Source organism: Clostridium sp. UBA3061 (assembly GCF_002367465.1).
Classification (GTDB): Bacteria; Bacillota; Clostridia; order Clostridiales; family Clostridiaceae; genus Clostridium_J; species Clostridium_J sulfidigenes.
On record NZ_DFCF01000020.1, the window covers coordinates 1 to 22,624 of the forward strand.

Annotated in this window: 24 protein-coding genes; all 24 read right to left on the bottom strand. The window is 30.6% G+C overall.

The window, feature by feature from the left end:
- Window positions 1-63: 63 nt before the first annotated feature.
- The gene (locus B2P65_RS15890) at window positions 64-1,368 is read right to left on the bottom strand and encodes a pyrimidine-nucleoside phosphorylase (protein ID WP_346847965.1); all 1,305 of its coding nucleotides are present in this window, start codon (window positions 1,366-1,368) and stop codon (window positions 64-66) included.
- 55 nt (window positions 1,369-1,423) lie between these two features.
- Window positions 1,424-2,239 carry a purine-nucleoside phosphorylase gene (locus tag B2P65_RS15895; RefSeq protein ID WP_346877414.1) on the bottom strand — a complete coding sequence of 272 codons (816 nt, stop codon included), beginning with the start codon at window positions 2,237-2,239 and terminating at the stop codon, window positions 1,424-1,426.
- Between the two features lie 248 nt (window positions 2,240-2,487).
- Window positions 2,488-3,660, bottom strand: a complete 1,173-nt coding sequence (locus B2P65_RS15900; protein ID WP_346847964.1) for a phosphopentomutase — start codon at window positions 3,658-3,660, stop codon at window positions 2,488-2,490.
- A gap of 195 nt (window positions 3,661-3,855) precedes the next feature.
- Window positions 3,856-4,074, bottom strand: a complete 219-nt coding sequence (locus tag B2P65_RS15905) for a hypothetical protein (protein WP_346847963.1) — start codon at window positions 4,072-4,074, stop codon at window positions 3,856-3,858.
- Window positions 4,075-4,078: 4 nt separating this feature from the next.
- Window positions 4,079-4,717, bottom strand: coding sequence for a stage II sporulation protein M (gene spoIIM / locus B2P65_RS15910; RefSeq protein ID WP_346880498.1), 639 nt, complete (start codon window positions 4,715-4,717; stop codon window positions 4,079-4,081).
- Window positions 4,718-4,797: 80 nt separating this feature from the next.
- The gene (locus B2P65_RS15915) at window positions 4,798-5,316 is read right to left on the bottom strand and encodes an NUDIX hydrolase (protein WP_346847961.1); all 519 of its coding nucleotides are present in this window, start codon (window positions 5,314-5,316) and stop codon (window positions 4,798-4,800) included.
- A gap of 182 nt (window positions 5,317-5,498) precedes the next feature.
- Entirely contained in the window at window positions 5,499-6,332 is an 834-nt protein-coding gene (gene spo0A, locus B2P65_RS15920; RefSeq protein WP_150844952.1) for a sporulation transcription factor Spo0A, read from the bottom strand.
- Window positions 6,333-6,584: 252 nt separating this feature from the next.
- Window positions 6,585-7,739, bottom strand: a complete 1,155-nt coding sequence (gene spoIVB, locus B2P65_RS15925; protein WP_414632284.1) for a SpoIVB peptidase — start codon at window positions 7,737-7,739, stop codon at window positions 6,585-6,587.
- Window positions 7,740-7,975: 236 nt separating this feature from the next.
- Window positions 7,976-9,673 (bottom strand): DNA repair protein RecN, encoded by a 1,698-nt coding sequence (gene recN, locus B2P65_RS15930; protein ID WP_346847959.1) that lies wholly within the window; start codon window positions 9,671-9,673, stop codon window positions 7,976-7,978.
- Between the two features lie 16 nt (window positions 9,674-9,689).
- A complete protein-coding gene (locus B2P65_RS15935; protein ID WP_346847958.1) occupies window positions 9,690-10,139 on the bottom strand; it encodes an arginine repressor in 450 nt (149 codons plus the stop codon).
- A complete protein-coding gene (locus B2P65_RS15940; protein ID WP_346847957.1) occupies window positions 10,120-10,989 on the bottom strand; it encodes an NAD(+)/NADH kinase in 870 nt (289 codons plus the stop codon). The genes B2P65_RS15935 and B2P65_RS15940 overlap by 20 nt, the downstream gene beginning before the upstream one ends.
- Window positions 10,986-11,810, bottom strand: coding sequence for a TlyA family RNA methyltransferase (locus B2P65_RS15945; protein WP_346847956.1), 825 nt, complete (start codon window positions 11,808-11,810; stop codon window positions 10,986-10,988). Before B2P65_RS15945 ends, B2P65_RS15940 begins: the two co-directional genes overlap by 4 nt.
- A 52-nt stretch (window positions 11,811-11,862) precedes the next feature.
- Window positions 11,863-13,737 carry a 1-deoxy-D-xylulose-5-phosphate synthase gene (gene dxs, locus B2P65_RS15950; RefSeq protein ID WP_346880499.1) on the bottom strand — a complete coding sequence of 625 codons (1,875 nt, stop codon included), beginning with the start codon at window positions 13,735-13,737 and terminating at the stop codon, window positions 11,863-11,865.
- A gap of 5 nt (window positions 13,738-13,742) precedes the next feature.
- On the bottom strand, window positions 13,743-14,327 hold the full coding sequence (locus B2P65_RS15955; RefSeq protein ID WP_346847954.1) for a hypothetical protein: 585 nt from the start codon (window positions 14,325-14,327) through the stop codon (window positions 13,743-13,745).
- Between the two features lie 857 nt (window positions 14,328-15,184).
- Window positions 15,185-16,051 carry a polyprenyl synthetase family protein gene (locus tag B2P65_RS15960; RefSeq protein ID WP_346878743.1) on the bottom strand — a complete coding sequence of 289 codons (867 nt, stop codon included), beginning with the start codon at window positions 16,049-16,051 and terminating at the stop codon, window positions 15,185-15,187.
- 23 nt (window positions 16,052-16,074) lie between these two features.
- On the bottom strand, window positions 16,075-16,293 hold the full coding sequence (gene xseB / locus B2P65_RS15965) for an exodeoxyribonuclease VII small subunit (RefSeq protein ID WP_035129370.1): 219 nt from the start codon (window positions 16,291-16,293) through the stop codon (window positions 16,075-16,077).
- Between the two features lies 1 nt (window position 16,294).
- Window positions 16,295-17,497, bottom strand: a complete 1,203-nt coding sequence (gene xseA / locus B2P65_RS15970) for an exodeoxyribonuclease VII large subunit (RefSeq protein WP_346880500.1) — start codon at window positions 17,495-17,497, stop codon at window positions 16,295-16,297.
- Window positions 17,487-18,332, bottom strand: a complete 846-nt coding sequence (locus tag B2P65_RS15975) for a bifunctional 5,10-methylenetetrahydrofolate dehydrogenase/5,10-methenyltetrahydrofolate cyclohydrolase (protein WP_346880501.1) — start codon at window positions 18,330-18,332, stop codon at window positions 17,487-17,489. Before B2P65_RS15975 ends, xseA begins: the two co-directional genes overlap by 11 nt.
- Before the next feature lie 8 nt (window positions 18,333-18,340).
- On the bottom strand, window positions 18,341-18,742 hold the full coding sequence (nusB, locus tag B2P65_RS15980; RefSeq protein ID WP_346847950.1) for a transcription antitermination factor NusB: 402 nt from the start codon (window positions 18,740-18,742) through the stop codon (window positions 18,341-18,343).
- Window positions 18,743-18,979: 237 nt separating this feature from the next.
- Window positions 18,980-19,378, bottom strand: a complete 399-nt coding sequence (locus B2P65_RS15985; protein WP_035129363.1) for an Asp23/Gls24 family envelope stress response protein — start codon at window positions 19,376-19,378, stop codon at window positions 18,980-18,982.
- Window positions 19,379-19,565: 187 nt separating this feature from the next.
- Window positions 19,566-20,054 carry a SpoIIIAH-like family protein gene (locus tag B2P65_RS15990; RefSeq protein WP_346847949.1) on the bottom strand — a complete coding sequence of 163 codons (489 nt, stop codon included), beginning with the start codon at window positions 20,052-20,054 and terminating at the stop codon, window positions 19,566-19,568.
- A 42-nt stretch (window positions 20,055-20,096) separates the two neighbouring features.
- Complete coding sequence (gene spoIIIAG, locus B2P65_RS15995; protein WP_346847948.1) at window positions 20,097-20,801, bottom strand: stage III sporulation protein AG; 705 nt, start codon at window positions 20,799-20,801, stop codon at window positions 20,097-20,099.
- Between the two features lie 35 nt (window positions 20,802-20,836).
- Entirely contained in the window at window positions 20,837-21,433 is a 597-nt protein-coding gene (spoIIIAF, locus tag B2P65_RS16000) for a stage III sporulation protein AF (RefSeq protein WP_346880502.1), read from the bottom strand.
- A gap of 36 nt (window positions 21,434-21,469) precedes the next feature.
- Window positions 21,470-22,624: a stage III sporulation protein AE gene (spoIIIAE, locus tag B2P65_RS16005; RefSeq protein WP_150844940.1), complete on the bottom strand. Its 1,155-nt coding sequence runs from the start codon at window positions 22,622-22,624 to the stop codon at window positions 21,470-21,472.

A 22,624-nucleotide genomic window follows, 5' to 3' on the forward strand; every position in this document is an offset into this window, starting at 1 on the left:
AAATGAAGCTATATAAAATAAATAAAAATTATTTTATATAGCTTCATTTTATATTAATATATACTAACTAATTACTTCATGGATTAGTGGTATGTCATTTTTATAGCCTTCAACTATTTCATAGTTTTTTAAGATACCCTCATTAGCTTTTTCAATAAGGCTTTCATTATTACTATGAATATATGCTATGGTGTCACCCTTTTCTACTTTATCACCACGTTTTTTATTTAAAACTATTCCCACTGCTAAATCTATTTTACTTTCTTTAGTGGCCCTTCCTGCTCCAAGTTCCATTGCAACTATTCCTAAGTTTTCAGCATGGATTTTTTTAACCACTCCACTATTTTCTACAATTACCGGTACTACATACTTAGCTTTAGGTAATAAATTTGTATTATCGATACAGTCTATATCTCCACCTTGAGCTTTAACAAACTCTTTGAGTTTTTCTATAGCTGCTCCTGAAGTTATAGTCTCTTTTAACATAGCTTCAGCTTCCTCCGCAGTACTTGCTTTTCCTGCTAACATTACCATACGACTTCCTAAAACTAAAGAAAGTTGTAATAAGTCCTCGGGACCATTTCCCTTTAATGTATTTATGGCTTCTTCTACTTCTAAAGCATTACCTATAGCTAAACCTAATGGTTGGTCCATATCAGAAATTACTGCCATAGTATTACGCCCAATATGTTTTCCTATAGAAACCATTTCTGTAGCCAATTCCTTAGCAGATTCTGTATTTTTCATGAAAGCTCCATCTCCAACCTTAACATCTAAAACTATAGCATCAGCTCCTGAAGCTATTTTTTTGCTCATAATGCTAGATGCAATTAAAGAAACATTATCAACGGTTGCTGTAACATCTCTTAAGGCATATAACTTCTTATCAGCTGGTGCTAAGTCTCCAGTCTGTCCTCCCACAGCAATTTTAATAGTGTTAACATTATTAATGAATTTTTCTGTTGGCATCTCCACTGAAAAACCTTTGAAAGCTTCTAACTTATCTATGGTTCCTCCAGTATGCCCTAGGCCTCTCCCTGACATCTTAGCTACTGGTATCCCCAATGCTGCTACCATAGGTGTAAGCACTAAAGTCGTAGTATCTCCTACTCCACCTGTACTGTGCTTATCTACCTTAACGCCTTGAATTTCACTTAAATCTAACATATCTCCAGAATGTACCATTGCCATTGTTAAGTCTGAAGTTTCTCTCTTATTCATCTTTTGAAAATATATAGCCATCAAAAGAGCTGATACTTGATAATCTGGAATTTCTCCCTTTGTATAGCTCTCTACAAAATAATTTATTTCCTCTGTAGAAAGCTCTCCACCATTTCTCTTTTTTAGAATCAAATCATACATTCTCATAAATCACACCCCGCTCTATACCTTTATATTTAATTTTGTTTGTAATGGCCCACTATTATAATTCTCTAACTATTCCTTTCACTAAAGAAACAAATTTTGATTTTACTTTAGCAGAAGTTTCTATTACTTCTTCATGATTTAATGGTTGGTCTAAGATTCCAGCTGCCATGTTAGTTATGCATGAAATTCCTAGTATTCTAAGACCACAATGATTAGCTGCAAGAACTTCAGGAACCGTTGACATTCCAACTGCATCAGCACCTAGTATTCTTGCCATTCTTACCTCTGCTGGAGTTTCATATACTGGACCTGTAAACATCATATAAACCCCTTCTTTTAATTCTATATTAAGAGATGCTCCAACTTCTTTTGCTAGTTTTAAATATTCTCTATCATAAGCTGTAGACATATCTGGGAATCTTGCTCCTATTTCTTCTTCATTTTTACCTATAAGTGGATTTGTACCTGCAAAGTTTATATGATCTGTAATCATCATTAAATCACCTGGTACAAAGCTAGTATTAACACCACCACAAGCATTAGTTACTATCAAGGACTTAACACCCAAATATTTCATGATATGGATTGGAAGTGCTAATACGCTCATAGGATGGCCTTCGTAATAATGAAATCTACCTTGCATCATGATAACCTTTTTACCTTCTAAAGTTCCGCATACAAATTGTCCTGCATGACCTTGTACTGTAGATACCGGAAGATTAGGTACTTCTGAATACTTTACTACCACCCTATCTTCAACCTTGTCAGCCATATCACCAAGACCAGAGCCTAAGATAATACCTATTTCTGGTTGGAAGCTTAACTTAGCCTTTATGTATTCTACACTCTCATTAATTAATTTAATATCCATTATAATTTCTCCTCTTCTTCACAGTTATATAATTTTATTTAGTTATACTCTATATTATCAGCTTATTAATTTATCTTAATGTTATTTGTTTGACTAGTTAGTTAAATAAATAATATTAACAACAAATTACAATATATTATTACCTTTAAGGAATTTATATATTGTAATTTGTGTATTAAAATTTTTATTATTCTTATTGTCTTTATATTTTTATACTATCTAAAACTCTTTTAAACCTAGATTACTAGCTATACAATTAAATCTTTGAAGCTTTTTCCTACTAAATCATTTTCAATATCAAGTAAATCTAATACAGTTTTACCTATATCGCAGAATCCATTTCTAGTTCCAAGATTTATATCTTCCTTAAGATTTCTTCCATATACAAGTACAGGCACATATTCTCTGGAATGATCTGTACCTTCTGTAGTTGGATCACATCCATGATCTGCAGTAATGATTAATACATCATTATCTCCTAAAGCTTCTTTAATTTCTGGTAATCTATCATCAAATTCTTCTAAAGCCTTAGCATATCCTTCTACATCATTTCTATGTCCAAATTTCATATCAAAATCTACTAAGTTTGTAAATATGAATCCATTAGAATGAGACTTCATCATTTGTAAAGTTTTATCAACCCCATCCATATTGTCCTTTATAGATACTGATTCTGTAACACCTTTTCCTGTAAATATATCTTTAATCTTACCTACAGCTGCCATAGGTAAGCCAGCTTCACTGACATACTCAAGAGCAGTCTTATTAAAAGGCTCTAGTGCATAATCATGTCTATTAGCTGTTCTTACAAACTCACCTTTTTTCATACCTTTAAATGGTCTGGCAATTACTCTACCTACCATCTTATCTCCAACTAACATTTCTCTTGCAATTTTGCACATATTATATAATTCTTCTAAAGGTATTACATCTTCGTTAGCTGCAATTTGGAATACACTATCTGCAGAAGTGTAGATTATAGGGTATCCAGTTCTTATATGTTCTTCCCCTAATTCCTCAATGATGGCTGTACCAGAAGCAACTACATTTCCTAAAGTCTTTCTTCCTATCTTAGCTTCAAATTCATCCATAATTTCTCTTGGAAAACCATTAGGATAAGTTTGAAGAGGTGTTTCTAAAATTACTCCTGCCATTTCCCAATGTCCTGTAATAGTATCCTTTCCTTTTGAAAGTTCACTACATCTTCCATAAATTCCTTCTGGATTTTCGCACTTAATAAGGTTTTCCACACCTTCTATGGAACCAATTCCTAAAGCTTCTAAGTTTGGAATAGAAAAACCTTTAACATGTTTTGCTATATTACCTAAAGTATTACTACCTTTATCTCCATAAAGCTCTGCATCTGGAAGTTCTCCAATACCAACACTATCAAGCACAACTAAAACTACTTTTCTATCCATGATATACTTCCTTTCTTCTTAGTCACTGATATATTATATTTTACCACAGTTGTTTCAAAATATATAACTAAATAAAATAAATTATGTGTCACTGCTAAACTTCCATCTTTTTTAGCAATGGCACATAATATAATAGTACATTATTATTGAAATATGTCAATTTATTAGTTGAATTTATTTATCTATATTATTCCTTTATCTCAATATGGAATTAAATATATGAATATAATTATATAATATTTCTAAAGGTTTTATTAGTTCATTGCCAACTAAAATACTATTTTCATAAATTCCAGGTTTATAAAAATAATTCAGTACATAATCTAATATATTAGGCAGTACTCCCCCCATGACAAATATAATTATAAAGCACTCTGCGTATATAATTAAGAACTTTTTAATGTCATCTTTCATACTTTTATGCCCCTAACCCCTTTAGTGCAAAATTTATAAGTATAGGCGTTATAAAAGACTCAAATAAAAATCCAATGAACATAACTCCTGTGACAATTAAAAACATCATAGTATAATTTTTTACTGAACCAGTATTAGGTGAATATTTCTTTGTAAATTTTTCTTTTACTATACCTATAGAAAATTCAATAGATAATACTGATAAAAATATTAAACATGGTATATATATAAGGTTTTGTGGTAAAACACCTAAAAGTGATAAGAGTAATCCTTTTTCTTTTAATCCATATATAAAAAAACTAAAAGTAAATCCTAAAGAAAATCCTTTGTAAATATTAATCAAAATAATTATTGGAAGTCCTACCACTGTTAATCCCAAGAACCAAAATCCAATTATAATGGGTATATTATTTTTTAAAGTACCCATTAATATTTCTTTATTAGATAATCCATCTAAGGTCGATGATGATCCAAAAGCAGTTATATAGTTAATTAAGGTACTCTTGTCCACATCCCCCATATATTTAACACAATAGAGACCTAGAATTATCCCAGTGGCAATAAATAATATTGTTAATAAATACATCCAAATATTTTCATAAAAATGTTTATTAAAACTATCTATTATGCTTCTTAATGTCATACATATTCCCCCTTAGTTTATTTAAGAATTAATTTATATTTATGCCTAACCCAAGGGTAATATTCCATTTTGTTTAATTTTTACAAGTATGCTAAAGCTGCAATGGTCTTTCCGTCTATAACTTCTCCACTTTTAACCATTTCTTTAATTTTATCTATACTATATAATTTTACATTTATAAATTCATCATCATCTCTATTAACTTTCCCTTTATATAACTCAGTAGCCTTATATAAATATATATATTCATCTGAAAATCCAGGTGCTGTAGCTATTTTACCTAAGAACTGAAATTTTTTAGCCCTATATCCAGTTTCTTCTTCCAATTCTCTAATGCCACATAGTTTAATATCTTCTCCCTTTTCTATTTTTCCAGCTGGTATTTCTAAAATTGCTCTATCTAATGCTTTTCTAAACTGTTCCACAATAAGTATAGTATCTGAATTCAAATAAGCTACTATACCAACTGCTCCTGGATGTTCTACAAGTTCTCTTTTTCCCACTTTTCCATTAGGAAGTTCCACTTGTTGCACTTTTAAATTTATTACTGTTCCTTTAAACTTATATTCTTCACTAATAGTTTTCTCAAAAAGTTTCATCATCACCACTCCTCACAATATATAATAACCTATCATACATAAAATAGACACCTTCAATTTTTTCAAATTAAAAGATGTCTATAATTTTTAATTATATATTGTTGGTGTAAAAACAATTTGTTGCCTTAGCTTTAATAATTAATCGACTTAAATTTTACTATAAACCTAATAATATTAAACTTCTAGCATACTTTATTTTTAAGTCTTAGCTTGTCTGCTACCATTGCAATGAACTCTGAATTTGTTGGTTTACCCTTTTCATTATGAATAGTGTATCCAAATAACTTATTAATAGTATCAACCTGTCCTCTACCCCATGCAACTTCTATAGCATGTCTTATAGCTCTTTCTACTCTACTTGCAGTAGTATTGTATTTCTTAGCTATTGCTGGATATAGTTCTTTAGTTACTGCTGACAATAATTCTATGTCATTTACCACTAAAGTTATGGCTTCCCTTAAATACATATACCCTTTAATATGAGCTGGTACACCAATTTCATGAATAATATTAGTAATTTCTGATTCTAAATCCATAGATCCACTATTTGATTTGGGTTTAGCATCCATCATTAATGATGAAGAACTAGTTGTATTAGTAACTGGTGTTTTTCTAACTGTATCACTTGAAATTGAATTATTAAACATATCTCTAATTCTATTAGATAATACGTCCATATCAAAAGGCTTAACTACATAATAATCAGCTCCTAAAGATATAGCTCTTTGAGTTATTTTGTCTTGACCTACTGCTGATAATATAATTATTCTAGGCATTGGATTTAAATTCATTGTATTTAATCTCTCAAGAACTCCTAATCCATCTAAATGAGGCATTATAATGTCTAGAACTACTAAATCAGGGTTAGTTTGTTCAATAAGTTCTAAAACCTCTACTCCATCTTTTGCTACACCAACTACGTTGATGTCCTTTTGACTTAAAAAATAATCACTTAAAATATTGCAAAACTCCTTATTATCATCTGCAATTAGCACATTAATGCTTCTTTGCTCCATTCCACAACTCCCCTTTTTGTAATTTTTACCATATCATAGATATATAATTTCGACAAAAGTAATAAAACTCCTTCTACTACCTAAAAAAAAATAAATTTTTTTAAAATTCAACCTTTTCTTATATTATAACATCATTTTGAGTCAAATAAAAACAACCTATTGTAATTTTATATAAATAGATTGTTTTTATTTAATTATTTATGATTATTATATAGCCTTTTGTATTTTTTAAGTGTAATTGATAATATTTATTTATTTCCTAATGTCTGCTTCATTTATCATCCAATCCATATATATTCCATATCCTGTATCAGGCTTATTGACAAGAACATGGGTTACTGCACCTACTATTTTGTTATTTTGAATTATTGGACTTCCACTCATACCTTGAATAATCCCACCTGTTTTCTCTATGCACAATGGATCTGTAACTTTTATTATCATACTTTTACCATTTGGTTCTTGTTGATTTAATAATTTTTCTATTACTATGTCAAATAATTGAGGCTCTTCTCCATCTATAGTTGTAAGAATTTGTGCTTTTCCTACCTTAACTTCATCTTTAAATCCTACCTTCATAGGCTTATTATAATTATTGCATATTAAATTATCATTACCTTCTCCAAATACTCCAACAGGGGTATTTAATCTAATTATTCCTAAGGTCTTATTACTATCTGTAAAAATCCCCCTAAGTTCACCTGGACTACCTTTAGCTCCTTTCCTAACTGACACTATATTAGAATCTACAATTTCACCTTTCCCAACACTCATAATAGTATTGGTATCCATATCTGTTATAGGATGTCCTAGTGCTCCAAACTTCCCACTTTCTTTATGATAAAATGTTAAAGTTCCCACACCTGCCACAGAATCCCTAACCCATAATCCAATTTTATAGTTTTCATCCTTCTTACTGACCACTGGATTAACTACAAAATTCATTTCTTCGCCTTTTCTATTTACTGTAATTTTAACCTGCCCTCCCTTTGCTCTATTTACATAAGTAGCTATATCTTCGGCACTTTTTATTGTTTCATTGTTAATTTTTGTAATACTATCTCCTATAGCTATTCCAGAAATAGCAGCTGGGCTTTGAACCTTATTACCATCTACCTCAATATCTGACAAAGCAATAACAAGGGCTCCTTTTGTATTAATTTTAATTCCTAAAGGTTTTCCTCCTGGGTAAACCATTATGTCGGAGGTTTTAGCATAATTAACCTTTTTTAGACTAGTAGCTTCTGAAAAATTTAATTTATAGTCCATAGCACTTGAATAATTATTTATTGAAGGCACTGCTTCATTAAAATATCTATTAATTATATCAGTATAGCAATTTATAGATATTAGTATGAAGGTTGTAGTAAATATCAAGAATAAAATATTACTAAATTTTTTCATAATGCTTTACCTCCTGTAAAGAATGTTTAACTTTAATTTTCCCCTATGAGAAATTTTTATGTTAGAGTTCTTTTTCTTTTAAACCCAAAAAGATTTCCTAATTGAATTTTTTAGAACATGAAAATAAAACACTATAAACTAAAGTTATACTTAGTTTATAGTGTTAAACATTTTTATAGTATATATTCACATTTTAATTTTTATTTTTTAAAATTTATAATAAAATCTAAGAACTCTGTTTATTGTCTTAAATCACTTTTTATTTCTTTTGCTTTTGAAATCATCTCTCTTGCATTTTCAATAGTTATAGCCGTAACTTCGCTACCACCAATTATTCTAGCTACTTCTTGTTCCACTTCATCATCCTTCAGCTTCTTAACTTTTGTAAACGTATTTACTTCATCGCTGTTTTTTTCAATTAAATAATTCACATCTGCTAGTGCTGCAATTTGAGGTAAATGAGTTATACAAAATACTTGATGAGCTTCAGAAATAAGCACCATTTTTTCTCCTACTCTTTGAGCTATCCTACCACTTATTCCAGTATCTACCTCGTCAAATATTACAGATGGAATTTGGTCTTTATCTACAAACACAGTTTTAAGTGCTAGCATAATCCTTGATAATTCTCCACCCGAAACCACTTCTTCTAAAGGCTGTAATGGCTGTCCAGGGTTAGTGGAAATGTTGAACTGTATCTTGTCTCTACCTTTATAATTAAGATTATCTGTATATGCTACCTCTATTTTAAATCTACTTTTTTCAAGACCTACATAATCTAATTCTTTTTTTATTTCTTTTTCTAGTACTTCACTTATTTCTAATCTTAAATTATGTAATTCCTGTGCTATTCCTTCTAATTTTTCATATAACTTTTTCTTTTGTTTTAATAATTCTTCTATAATCTCTCCACTGTTTATTAATTCGAAATATTGTTCTTCTATATTATTTTTATACACTAGCACATCTTCTAAAGTAGGTCCATATTTCTTTTTACAAGCAGATAATTGATACATTCTAGAATTTATAAATTCCAATTCACCTATATCATAGTCTGTATTATCCTTTAAGTCACTAAGAGTTCTAGTATTATCCTCTAACAAGTAATATGATTCCTCCAGAGAATCTACTATGGATTTAACTTCTTCATGATGAGCTTCAATAGACTTAAGTTCTCTAATAACATACATTAAGGAATCTATAATAGAAATCCTACTTTCATCATTCTCTTTAAGTAGCATATAACTTTTTTCTAACGCCTTTTTGATTTTTTCTCCATTAGATAACATATTAAATTTTTTTGATAACTCTTCATCTTCACCTATTTTAGGTTTTATGCTATTAATTTCATCTATTTGAAACTTTAGAAAATCTATTTTTTTCTCTCTTTCTCCATCGTTTCCTTGAAGTCTATTTATTTTTTCTTCAACTTCACCATATTTTAAATAAAATTTATCGTATTCTTCAAGCTTATTCACCAATAAATCTTGGCCAAATGAGTCTACATAATTTATGTGCTTTGAACTATCTAATAAATTTTGGTTTTCATGTTGACCATGAATATCAATTAAAGTTTCACTAACCTGCTTTATTTTAGATAGCAATAAGGTTTTATTATTTACTTTTGCTATGGTTTTACCTGAGTGAAAGCTTTCCCTACTGAGTATTACTATTCCCTCATCAATAATATCTAATTCTTCTAAAATAGCCTTAGTTCTTTGATTTTCAATAGAAAAAACTGCTTCTACTACAGTTTTATCTTCTCCTACCCTTATTAAATTCTTATTAAATTTACCTCCAAGAACAAAGCTAATAGCATCAATTAATATAGATTTACCTGCTCCTGTTTCTCCTGATAAAACATTAAATCCCTTAGAAAAATCTATGGATAGTTTTTCTATAAGAGCAAAGTTCATAATATTAAGTTGTAAAAGCATTTATACCATTCCTCATTTACTTTATTAATTTTTCTATTTCTAATTTAAGTTCCTCGGCTTTTTCGTCAGTCCTTACCAAGATAAAAATAGTATTATCTCCAGCTATCGTTCCTGCAATTCCTTCTAATTTAAAAGAGTCAATTGCTTCAGCTGCAACTTGAGCTGATGCTGTAATTGTTCTAACAACCAAAATTTTATCTACTTTTTCAACAGATATAGCTGTATTTGAAAATATGTATGCCAATGCACTAATAGTTGAGTTGTTATTTGAATTTACTTGTGCATACTTGTATCTTCCTGTATGAGATAAGGTTTTAATTAAGTTTAATTCCTTTATATCTCTAGATACAGTTGCCTGAGTTACATTTATATTTTTAGCTCTTAATCTATCAGCTAAATCTTCTTGAGTTTCAATATCTTCATTTTTTATTATATCCAATATTATACTATGGCGATTTTCTTTCATATATTTTCTCCTCACAATCCATAGATCTTGAAATTATTTTCGTTCTTAATATTTTAAAATAATCATAATCCTTAAATTGAACAATCTTACACTTATCTTCAATTGTTTCAATTATCATCTCATTGTATTTATCTGATTCTAATTCTAAATGCCCATCACAGGTTAAGAATACGTTATCTTCATTAGTATTTAATATTATTTTTATCTTGTTATGAGGATCTAAAATAATCGTCTTTACTCCATTAGATATAGGACAAATAGGAGTTAAACTTATTAGCTCCATAGTTGGATAGATTATTGGCCCCCCCGCTGATAAAGAATAGGCTGTAGAGCCTGTAGGGGTAGATACTATTAACCCATCAGCTTTATAGCTACTATAAAAGCTTCCATCTACAAATATATTATAAGTCAACATTCTGCTTAGAATCCCTTTGGTTATAACTATATCATTTAAAGCTACATGGACATTTTCACTATCTTTTTTAGGAATAGTAACCTTTATCATCATTCTTTCCATGATTTTAAATTCATTATTTTTAAGTTTTTTAATAGCTTCACTAACTTCTGTTAGTTCTACACTAGTTAAAAAACCTAAATGGCCTATATTAACTCCAAGAATTGGTACTCCATATTTATATATCTTTCTTGCTGCTCTTAAGATAGTTCCATCCCCACCTAAGGTAACGAGTAAATCTAATTTTTTGTTTTCTTCTAGCTCCAATCCCTCAGCATCTTTAAATATGTGTAATTCACTTTCAGGAAATTCTTCCTTTATTAGATCATGAACATAGTTTAGTATTGTATTCTTCTTATCTTTAGATGAATTTATGTTAATACCTATACTCTTCATATATCCTCCACAGTAAGTTTTTCATGAGCATTTTTTACAATGTTTCCTATACTATTGCTGTTAAAATTTCCAATTCTATTAAAATCTTTAGTAAAATTAATCAGATATTCTATATTTCCATTAGGACCCTTAATGCCTGAATAAGTTAAATTTAATATATTAATGTGACTCTCCTTCAAAAAAGTTACTACATTTAAAATAACCTCTTCATGGATTTTACTATCCCTTACTACCCCTTTTTTAGAAACTTTTCCTCTACCAGCTTCAAACTGAGGTTTTATAAGTGCTACCACTTCTCCCGCGTCCTTCAAAAGTGGAATAACATGAGGTATTACTTTATCTAATGAAATAAAAGATACATCTATAGATGCAAAATCACAGGATTCACCAATTTGTTCTATTGTAAGATTTCTTACATTTGTGCTTTCCATAGAAACAACTCTTTTATCCCCTTTAAGTTTGTCTGCCAATTGATCTTTACCTACATCTATTGCATATACCTTAATGACTCCACTAGTAAGCATACATTCTGTAAATCCTCCAGTAGATGCTCCTATATCTAAGCATTTAAGCCCTTTAAGATTTATATTAAAATCTTTAAGGGCTTTTTCTAATTTAAGTCCACCTCTACTTACATAGGGAATTACTTCCCCACACATTTCAACTTCAGCAGTTTCTTCAACTTTTAGCCCGCATTTTCTTTCTTCTTTTCCATTGACATATATTTTTCCAGATAAAATATATTCTCTAGCTTTTTCACGAGAAATTGCTAATTGCTTTTTTACTACTAATAAATCTAATCTAACTCTTTCCTTTAACATGCTTACTCCTTAGTTAAAAATTCCTCTACACTACTACAAATTCCTTCTGGGTCTAATTTGTTAAAAATTCCTCTACACTACTACAAATTCCTTCTGGGTCTAATTTGTTAAGATTATATAATATATTAACATCTCCATGCTGTATAAATTTATCCTTAAATCCTAATGTTAAAATATTATTCTTAAGTAACCCTTCCCTATTTAAATACTCTAATATCTCACTTCCAAGACCACCAGATATCATATTATCTTCTACAGTAACTAAATCATATCCTGACTGTACTAGTTCTTTTATCAATTCAGTGTCTATAGGTTTTACAAAACAGCTATTTACTATTGTACAATCTATATTTTTCTCCTTTAACATTTCTTTAGCAATAATTACATTCTGAACCATTTTACCTACTGCTATTATTGCCACTTTTCCAGATTTATTACCTAAAACTTCCCACTTACCTTTTCTAAAGAAAGTCATAGGTGAAAGTTTAATATTAGATAAGTCTCCACCCCTTGGATATCTTATAGCTATAGGATAGTTTTGTGTAACTGCAAACTGTAGCATATACCTTAACTCTTCAGTACATTTAGGACTCATTATTGTCATATCTGGTATGTGTGTTAAGTAAGATAAATCAAATACCCCTTGGTGAGTTTCTCCATCTTGACCTACAATACCCGCTCTATCTATAGCAATTACCACTGGCAATTTTTGTATTGCTACATCATGAATAACTTGATCATAGGCTCTTTGAAGAAAAGTAGAATACACTGCAAATACAGGCTTTAATCCTTGTGATGCCATACCTGCTGCCATGGTTACCGCATGTTGCTCTGCTATACCTACGTCAAAAAATCTCTTTGGGAATTCCTTAGAAAATCCCTCAAGTCCTGTTCCCTCTGGCATAGCTGCAGTTATAGCTACTAATTTTCTGTTTTTTTCTGCTAACTTTACCATAGTATCACCAAAAATTTCTGAATAGGATTTGCTAGCCTTTGAAGGTTGCTGTCCATTTTCACAATTAAAAGGTCCTACTCCATGAAATTTATCTGGGAACTCCTCTGCATACTCATAACCTTTACCTTTTTTAGTTATTACATGAATAATTACTGGGCCTTCTACCTGTTGAGCTTTTTTTAGTACCTTACTCATCTCTTTAATATCATGGCCATCTATTGGTCCATAATATTTTAAACCCATATTTTCAAAAAGCATTCCAGGAACCATAAGTTGCTTTACAGAATCCTTCATCTTATTTATAGAATTAATCATACTTTTTCCTACCTTTGGTATCTTCTCCAAAGTAGCATTTACATCACTTTTAACTCTATTATAAGCATTTCCCATCCTTAAATCATTTAGATATGTGGATATTCCTCCAACATTTGGTGAAATAGACATTTGATTATCATTTAATACTACTATCATCTTAGTTTTATTATATCCTATATCATTTAAAGCCTCCATAGCCATTCCGCCAGTAAGGGCTCCATCTCCAATTACAGCTACCACATCATGTTTCTCATTTTTTATGTCTCTAGCCCTTGCCATCCCTGCGGCTGCCGATATAGATGTACTACTATGTCCTGTATTGAACATATCATACTTACTTTCTTCTGTTTTAGGAAATCCACTAAGACCTTTATATTGTCTAAGGGTATCAAATTTTTCTTTACGTCCTGTTAATATTTTATGAACATAAGATTGATGTCCTACATCCCAAATTATCTTATCCTTGTTAAAATCAAATACGTTAAATAAACTCATAGTCAATTCAACTACACCTAAATTAGATGATAAGTGTCCTCCCGTCTTGGAGACTTGAGTAATCAGAAATTGACGTATTTCTTCTGCAAATTCTTCCAATTCATTTATTTTCATGTTTCTTATTTCATTAAAATCTTCATATCTATCTAAATACTTTGACATTTGCCTTAACCTCGTTTTATAAAATATATTACTTTTGCAACTGCATATAATATATTATTACTATTTGTAATTGCGAATTTTTTTCCTATTGCTTTTCCACCAACAGTAGCTCCTGCTATCATTGCACTAATACCAGATGCTATTAATATTTCAGAACCATAAGGGTAAAGTTGCAATATTTTTGCTACTATTACTACACCTACAGCTCCACTTATAATACCACACACATCTCCTACCACGTCGTTACAAAAGTTCGAAACCTTACTTGCATTTCTTATCATCTTCACTGCTATCTTTGCTTCTTTTATCTTCTTTGCAGCCATGGCATGAAATGGAATTTCATTTGCTGCCGTAACCGCTGTACCTATCACATCAAAAATTACGCCTAAAAAAATAATCAACACTAATATGGTAAACGCTAAGGAAGCATTAACCCTTGGAAGTGTAGATTCTGATAAAAGTGAAGCAGTTCCACTAATAATTATAGTATAAATTGTAATTTTAGTTATCCATAATGCTTCTTTTGTATTTTTTTTCTTACATTCTTTGTTTTTGGCTTTTTTATTCCGCCTACTACTATCGCTTTCCAATTTTACCCTCCAAAATAGATAAAGGTGGTAGCATACTAAGTAAAATTTGCGGCTTAGGTCTAGCAGGATTTCCCATAGAGTAATCAAGATGTCGCCATCTTGACGGTTTCCCTTTAATGCTCTATCTATAGTGTTTCCAACTACAGGGCTAGATTACCACTTAGTCCACACTGCAATCCTTAATATGCTTCACATGGAACAGTCTAGGAGATTTCCTCGACAGTTAGGTACTCTCTTATCCTCTTTTGCAACATGGGTTTTAGCAAGCAATAGCCCCATTACCCTGGCCGGGGTAACAAGATTTGTTCTCACCTCCACCCACCTCACTCAAGGCAGGCTACTCTGCACATAGCTCGTTTACCACAATGCAGGTTTAATCCAGTGCCGTACCGTGGGTATCTCTCCCAAAGCACAAACATTGGTCTCCACGATTGTAGGGTCGATGTCGCATGCCTTTGCGGTCGCCCCACAACCTTACTCCCAGCACAAGCCCACAACTGGGCGTTACAGGCCAGCACAAGGAACTTCATCGATGTGCCCTTCAACGGATTTTTAGCCCCGTCCTCAAAAGTACTTACCTGACTAGAATACTGCACCACCTCATTAAATTAATTATAGCATAACTATAATTAATTGACATTACTTTTTTTATTAACAGATTTCTTAGCTTCCTTGAAACTTACTAACAGAATTCTAAGTGTCAATTAATTTGATACTTAGAATTCGTTGTCCTTTAGGAGAAATCGTTATCCAGAGACGTACCAGCTCTTAACTCCCGATTTGAAAAAGATGGGAGTATTAGAGCTGGTAGTCATCGGATAAAGTTAAATGTGCTTAGAGTCATTTGTTTTAGTAGATTAGTATTCTCTCTCCAACAAAAACTTAGTTATATCTTCTAGTTCTTTTGTATCTCTTTCTATGCTATTTAAAAGCTCATAACATTCTTGAGTTAAATTGTTACAAAACTCTTTACACTTATTAATTCCATACATGGTAATAAAATTCGCTTTATCATTTTCTCCATCACTTTGAGTTTTACCTAGTAATTTCGAATCTCCTTCAACATCTAAAATATCATCTTTAATTTGGAATGCAAGACCTAGTTTTTCTCCAAAAGATTTAAGAGTTTCCAAATCTTTTTCTGGAGCCTCTCCCATTGTAGCCCCTGCAATAATAGAAGCTGATATTAGCTGACCTGTTTTATTCTTGTGCATCTCTAAAAGAATTTCTTCATTTATTTTTTGACCTTCACTTCTTATATCTATAATTTGACCCTTTATCATACCATCTATACCTGATGACTTTGAAATAATCGCTGCTGCTCTAATTTTTTTCAATTCCCCACTTAGACATTGTGAAAACATAACATTCATAGCCTCATTTAGTAAACTATCTCCAGCTAAAGTAGCCATAGCTTCTCCATACACCTTATGATTTGTTGGTTTACCTCTTCTTAAATCATCATCATCCATACATGGAAGATCATCGTGTATTAATGAATAGGTGTGTATCATCTCCATAGATGCAGCAAAAGGAAGGATTTCATCTATAATATTATTATACATATTATAAGTACAAATCATAAGAATAGGTCTTATTCTTTTACCCCCAACCTTTAAGCTATATATTATAGGTTCTAACATGGAACTATCACCAACATCTTTAGTTTTAAAATAGTTTTCCATCCAACTTTCTATTTTTTCCTTATAGATATTAATATTCATATTTAATCCCTCACAAAATACAATTAATCTTCCTGATGAAAATCTTCTTCACCTTTATCTGTCAATATCTTTATTTTTCCTTCTGCTTCTTGAAGAGTCTTATATAAATCACTATAAAGCTTCATTCCCTCTTCATATTTACAAATAGCCTCATCTAAAGTAACTTCTCTATTTTCCATTTCAAGCAATATTTCCTCTAACTTGAGGACCTTACTCTCATAAGTTTCTTTTTTCTTAGCCATGTTATTCCTCCACCTGTTCTATTTTAAATAGCCCATGACCATCTTTCATGGTAATCCTTACAACTCCATACTTTTTCAATTTTTCTAAAGATTCTATAGGCTGATTCTCTGGACTTTTTATAATGCTATACCCCTTTTCTAATATGTTTAATGGGTTATTTCCAATTAATCTATGGCTTATAACCTTTAATCTATTTCTTTCCTCTTGAAGCCTTAACTCCATAGTAAACACTAGTTTACTTTTTAGATTATCTAACTTATCATATTGATTTACCACATAATTCTCAGGGCTATATAACAATAATCTATTAAGCATATTATTAAGAATATTAAATTTATCATTAATATTTTTACTTATAGCATATTTTATTTCTTCTCTTAATCCATTTAATTTTTCCTTAAAACCCTCTAAGCTGTATACTGCAATTTCAGCAGCATGGGAAGGAGTGGCTGCCCTTAAATCAGCTGTAAAGTCAGCTATTGTAAAATCTGTTTCGTGTCCTACTCCTGTAATAATCGGAATTTTAGAGGCTTTAATAGCCCTCGCTACCTCTTCCTCGTTAAAGGCCCATAACTCTTCGATTGAGCCACCACCTCTAGCTAAAAGTATCACATCTACATCCTCAATATTATTAAGAGCTTTTATACCAGCAGCTATATCTCTACTGGCATTGATCCCTTGAACTAAGGATGGATATATTAAAATATCAATGTTTGGGTTTCGTCTAGTTGCTACTTTAATTATATCCCTTACTGCTGCACCAGTAGGTGAAGTAATTACTCCTATTCTTCTTGGCATGGATGGAATTGCCTTTTTTAAATTATTATCAAAAAGTCCTTCTTTCTCTAACTTTTCTTTTAATAAATTAAATGCAATAAAGAGTTCTCCTTCCCCTTCTACCTCCATAGTGTTACAGTAAAGTTGGTAGGTTCCTTCTTTCTCATAGATAGATATATTCCCAGACACTACTACATTCATTCCATCCTTAGGTATAAATGTTAAATTCATGGCTCTTGTCTTGAACATTACACATTTAAGCTTTGTAAAACTATCCTTTAATGAAAAGTATATATGACCACTGCTATGGATTTTTACATTAGATAGTTCTCCTTTGATATTAGAATTTTTAAGTATAAAATCATTATCTATTACTTTCTTTATATAGCTATTTACTGCTGTCACTGTTAAAATTTTACTGTACATTTTTTAACCATGCCTCACAGGTATTCTTCATAAGCATAGTTGTTGTCATAGCGCCTACCCCACCAGGTACTGGAGTTACTAAACTAGCCACTTCTAATACTTCTTCAAAGTTTACATCGCCTTTGACCTTACCTTCCACCATAGTAGTTCCTACATCTATAACTATGGCTCCCTCTTTAACAAAATCTTTAGTTACAAAGCCAGGTTTTCCTATGGCAGAAACTAAAATATCTGCTTTTTTACAAACACTTTCTATATCTATAGTTTTTGAATGACATATAGTAATAGTAGCATTTTCTTTAAGAAGTAAAAAAGCTGCTGGCTTTCCAACTATGTTGCTTCGTCCAATTATTACTGCTTCTTTTCCCTTTATATCTACTTGAGATTTAATAAGTTCAATAACACTCCTAGCTGTACAGGGCATGAAAGATTTTTTATCTTTATACATCTTTCCTAGATTAAAATCTGTAAGTCCATCTACATCCTTTTCTACATCAATAGCATCTAAAACTCTTTCTTCATTTAATGCTTTTGGAAGAGGTAATTGAATTATTATTCCATCAACATAATTATCTTCATTTAACTCTTTAATTTTATCAATAAGCTTATCTTCCGAAATATTTTCTGAAAACATTTTTGTTTCATACAATATTCCAAGCTCCTCACTTACCTTTTTTTGTCCTCGAGTATATGAAATAGATCCTCCATCTTCACCAACAATTATTGATACTAGCCTTGGAGGTCTTTTCCCTTTTATTACTCTGCTTGCAATTAATTCTTTAATTTCGCTTTTATGTTGAACTGCCAAGTCTTTTCCACTTAATTTTGTTCCCATAAATACACCTACTTTTTAATTAAATTATTTAACACCCCATTTATAAATGATGGTGCATTATCATCTCCATACCTCTTTGCAAGTTCTATAGCTTCATTAATAGTAACTTTGTTTGGAATATCTTCATCAAATAAGATTTCATAAGTTGCCATTTTCAGTATAGCTAAGTTCATCTTTGGTAATCTTTCTAATTTCCATTTTACTAGATACTTAGTAATAGTTTCATTAATTTGAGCTTCATTTTCAGATACTCCCTTTAATACTCTTATTACATATTCAAAGTCTATATCCTCTATTTTTTCCTCTGTATTTTCGCGAAAATTTTCAATAATGTCTACATAACTCTCCTTGTTAATTGACATTTCAAATATTAACCTAGTTGCTATCTCTCTACTTTTTCTTCTATTCATATATATACCTCCATAAAATATCTCTTGTTTGTTATTTATCCTAATAAGTTTTTTGTAACCTTTTATAAATGAATTATCTATATAAAACCACTTAAATGGGAGTTTCTTATGTATAAGCTCCTTATATCTTCTTATTAATATATTATGTTTTTAAAATTGAAATTAAACTCCACATCATGACATGGATAAGTTAATTTTACACATGGAAACACCCTCTTCACTAGAGGGTGTTTAAAATTACTCTATTTCCTCTTCTTTGTTCATCTTAGGAAATATAATATTCTGCACGTTAATATTAACTAATGATACATTTAAACCTGTCATAGTTTCAACAGTGTTCTTAACATTTTTCTGCACCTTTAAACACATATCCGGTATCTTTATACCATACTCCACGGACATATGTAAATCTATTACTGCAGAATCGTTATCCATAGTTACTTTAACGCCCTTTGATATATTCTTTTTACCAGTAAGCTTTTTACTTATATCTTCTACTAATCCAGCACTCATACCTGCAACACCTTCTATTTCTGATGCTGCAAGACTAGCTATTACACCAATAACTTCGTCAGATATTCTTACTATACCAACTTCTTCCTCTGTAGGAACTTCATTTAATATATTTTCTTCCATAATTCACTACCCCCTTACCAGTGTGATTAATAATATTCATATTATATCAGATAACAATTTCTTTTACAAATTTTATAATAGAAATACTCATTATTTTTATATTACCCACTTTTATAAATATTACCCTATAAACATATTAAAAACAGCAGATTTTTACTCTACTGTTTTTAAAACAAAATATGTTTAGTTATTCAGCTACTTTTATTTCTATATCTTTTATATCAGCTTTACTCATAACTACATCTTTAATTTGTCTAACTTGTTGGTCTGAAAGCTCTCCTTCATGTTTAACTACCACTGTAGCCTTTTCCTTATCTAAAGTACAAAGAGCTTCTTCAAATCCTTGAGCTTTAAGTGCTAATTCAATTTTAACTTCTTTATCAGATTGAAGTGCTAAATTCTTATATTCATCAGCAGCCTCTGCCTTTTGATCTTGTGGAGTATTTTCATCATCTAATAAAGCCTTTAAAGTTTGAAGAGTTTTAGTGGCATTGTTATCACGTTGTAATCTTGCTTCTGTAAAATAATTTGCATTAGTTGATGCACTAATTGTAGTTCCATCATTTCCCTTTGTATCATTTACATAAAGTGGTCCATTTACTTGAGTCGCTAAATAACCTGCAAATAAAATTAATACTACTAGTGAAGAAATAATTATAGTTTGTTTTTTATTCATTATAGTTCCCCCCGAATTTTTTATTTATATCACATTTATATGCTACTTTTTCATAGGATATACCTGTACTTTATTATCTGAAAGACCAAATAATTTAATTACTGCTTGGCGTATCCTTAATTCTGTCACTGAATTCCCTGCTCCTTCAGCTACTACACAAATACCTGTAATGGTTGGATTATAAGTTTTTGTTATAAAGGGTTGTTGCTGATTTTCCTTGTTTTCCATAACTACTGTACTCCCATCATTTTCTTGTGTTATCTCCCTTTGTCCCCCACCATTGTCCTTTTCACTAGTAACACTAGTTGAAGTTTCTTCATTAAATACTGGTACCTGTTCTTGTCCACTTTCAAAGTAAATCATAGAGTGGACTTTACCTACACCTTCTATTTTCTCTAATAAACTAATTAATTCTTGTTGCATCTTCTCCTTATAAGCCTTATCTACAGCTGAAGATGTAGTATCTGTATTCTTTTGTATTTCATCACCACCTATTGCCACTACATTAGCAGTTCCACTGTCACTTCCCTTTGGACTATTGTCCTTTGTAAACATACTTCCTACTATTAATAATAAAACTCCAACTAAAAATACTATGGCTAAATTTGTTAATAGATTAGAATTTATCACCTTGGGCTTTTTACCACTTTCTCCTATAGTAGTTTTAGAATCTTTATCTTGCTGTTTGTTCTCACCTCCTTTTCCCTTAAAAATATCTTCAAATATTTTTTTAAGATTATTTGACACTTTTATCCCCCCAAACTTCTATATAAAATTTATGTTTAATTATTATTAAGTTTGTATACATATATATTTTCCTCATCTATATCGTAAGTAGAGCTAATAAAATTTCTAACCTCCATTGATTTTTTATCTGTTGAAGAATCTTGATTGTCTACTTGAACTGACTCATCACCGATTTGTACCTTTTTTACCCTTTCCACTGAACCATCATTAATTCCTATCTCAATTCTTTCAATAAGAAAAATGCTGTTTTCATTGTCATAAGCTGCATTTACCTTTGCACTATACCGATCTCCCTTAAAATTTTTCTCTAAATCAGCTACACATTGTTTTTCTAAATTGTTTTTAAATCTTTCTAATGTACTATTTATGTTAGCCTGTCTATATTCTTCATAATTTCTCTCACCTCTATCATTGAATACTAAGTCTGCAGATTCTTCAATTATTTTGTTCACTTGTAGCTCTTCATTAAATATTTTTAAAATAGGACTTAATATAACTACAAAAACAATTAATCCAAGAACAAAATTACAATACTTTTTTAATGAATTATCTGGTAATATCATTTGTACTGCTGTAGAAAAAAATATTGCCACACATATGGTTATTATCCACTTTCCTAAAGCTTCTATCATTCCATCACCTACTTTTAACATAAATTAATCTAATATCTACATTAGAATAAATCCCTTACCTGTAGCAGCTATTATAGTAATCATTATAAAAAACATTACACTGACACATATAATGCAAGAACCAAGTAGCATCAAAGATCCTCCTGCAGCATCTATAATATTAGTTACCTTATTATCACTTACTGGTTGTAATAATGCAGAAGTTAGTTTATACATGAATCCCATAACAAAAATCTTTATTATAGGAAGTAAAATTATAGATATAAGAATTACCACACCTAATAGACTAACTGAGTTTTTCAAAAGTAAGGTGTAGCTGGCTACTGTTGCAAAGGCATCAGATAAAGTTTTACCTACTACAGGTATAAAACTGTCCATGGCAAATTTAGCTGTTTTTGTGGTCACAACATCAAAACTATTTCCTACAATTCCCCTAATTGTTATAATCCCAACGAAAATTGTTAGAAAAATACCTTGAACCCATAGAGCAAACTTTTTAAGTAAACTAGTTAAATTCTTAACGTTATATTCATTAGATATGTTATTTACAAAGTCTAGGACAAAACTCATACAAATTATAGGTATGATTATAGAAGAATAAAGCTTAGTTCCTAAGGTGCATACACCCATAATAATGGGGTCCATTACCACAGCTTGACTTACACTTCCTACACTTGCCAGTAACATTATAAGCACCGGCATTAGCGCTACCATAAAATCACTTATACTATTTATAACCTGTTGGGTTAATTCCACTCCTATATAAAATCCTCGAGCAATCAGTATAATCATCACAGAGAAGCAAGCAAAATATGCTACATTACACAACTTTTCATTGCTAAAGGCATTTTGAAGATTATTTAATAATGCACAAACTATAGCTATTATGATAAGTTGTCCTATTATTTTAAAAGATACTACTATTTCTTTAAATAAGTATCCCAAAGCCATCTTTAATATTTCTTTTCTTTCTAAGGAGCCTTGTCCATCTTTCATGTAACTTTGCACAAATTCCTTAGGCGACATATCCTTTAGTAATTCAGTTCCAGTATCCAGATTACTTATATAATCATATAGTCCATTTATTTTGCTCATTTGCTCATCATCTATATTTACTTCATCATTACCATAAGCTTTTATAGGAATTAAAAATATGATCATAACTATTAAAACAAATATACTTTTCTTCAT

Bases quoted from the DNA above. Each gene is read 5' to 3' on its own strand.
- nusB (WP_346847950.1), bottom strand. From the start codon at position 18,742: ATGAATAGAAGAAAAAGTAGAGAGATAGCAACTAGGTTAATATTTGAA.
- B2P65_RS15890 (WP_346847965.1), bottom strand. From the start codon at position 1,368: ATGAGAATGTATGATTTGATTCTAAAAAAGAGAAATGGTGGAGAGCTT.
- spoIIIAE (WP_150844940.1), bottom strand. From the start codon at position 22,624: ATGAAGAAAAGTATATTTGTTTTAATAGTTATGATCATATTTTTAATT.
- B2P65_RS15935 (WP_346847958.1), bottom strand. From the start codon at position 10,139: ATGAAAGAAAATCGCCATAGTATAATATTGGATATAATAAAAAATGAA.
- B2P65_RS15915 (WP_346847961.1), bottom strand. From the start codon at position 5,316: ATGAAACTTTTTGAGAAAACTATTAGTGAAGAATATAAGTTTAAAGGA.
- B2P65_RS15945 (WP_346847956.1), bottom strand. From the start codon at position 11,810: ATGTTAAAGGAAAGAGTTAGATTAGATTTATTAGTAGTAAAAAAGCAA.
- B2P65_RS15900 (WP_346847964.1), bottom strand. From the start codon at position 3,660: ATGGATAGAAAAGTAGTTTTAGTTGTGCTTGATAGTGTTGGTATTGGA.
- B2P65_RS15895 (WP_346877414.1), bottom strand. From the start codon at position 2,239: ATGGATATTAAATTAATTAATGAGAGTGTAGAATACATAAAGGCTAAG.
- recN (WP_346847959.1), bottom strand. From the start codon at position 9,673: ATGCTTTTACAACTTAATATTATGAACTTTGCTCTTATAGAAAAACTA.
- spo0A (WP_150844952.1), bottom strand. From the start codon at position 6,332: ATGGAGCAAAGAAGCATTAATGTGCTAATTGCAGATGATAATAAGGAG.
- B2P65_RS15975 (WP_346880501.1), bottom strand. From the start codon at position 18,332: ATGGGAACAAAATTAAGTGGAAAAGACTTGGCAGTTCAACATAAAAGC.
- B2P65_RS15985 (WP_035129363.1), bottom strand. From the start codon at position 19,378: ATGGAAGAAAATATATTAAATGAAGTTCCTACAGAGGAAGAAGTTGGT.
- dxs (WP_346880499.1), bottom strand. From the start codon at position 13,737: ATGTCAAAGTATTTAGATAGATATGAAGATTTTAATGAAATAAGAAAC.
- spoIIIAF (WP_346880502.1), bottom strand. From the start codon at position 21,433: ATGATAGAAGCTTTAGGAAAGTGGATAATAACCATATGTGTGGCAATA.
- B2P65_RS15990 (WP_346847949.1), bottom strand. From the start codon at position 20,054: ATGAATAAAAAACAAACTATAATTATTTCTTCACTAGTAGTATTAATT.
- xseA (WP_346880500.1), bottom strand. From the start codon at position 17,497: ATGTACAGTAAAATTTTAACAGTGACAGCAGTAAATAGCTATATAAAG.
- spoIIM (WP_346880498.1), bottom strand. From the start codon at position 4,717: ATGACATTAAGAAGCATAATAGATAGTTTTAATAAACATTTTTATGAA.
- B2P65_RS15905 (WP_346847963.1), bottom strand. From the start codon at position 4,074: ATGAAAGATGACATTAAAAAGTTCTTAATTATATACGCAGAGTGCTTT.
- xseB (WP_035129370.1), bottom strand. From the start codon at position 16,293: ATGGCTAAGAAAAAAGAAACTTATGAGAGTAAGGTCCTCAAGTTAGAG.
- B2P65_RS15940 (WP_346847957.1), bottom strand. From the start codon at position 10,989: ATGAAGAGTATAGGTATTAACATAAATTCATCTAAAGATAAGAAGAAT.
- B2P65_RS15960 (WP_346878743.1), bottom strand. From the start codon at position 16,051: ATGAATATTAATATCTATAAGGAAAAAATAGAAAGTTGGATGGAAAAC.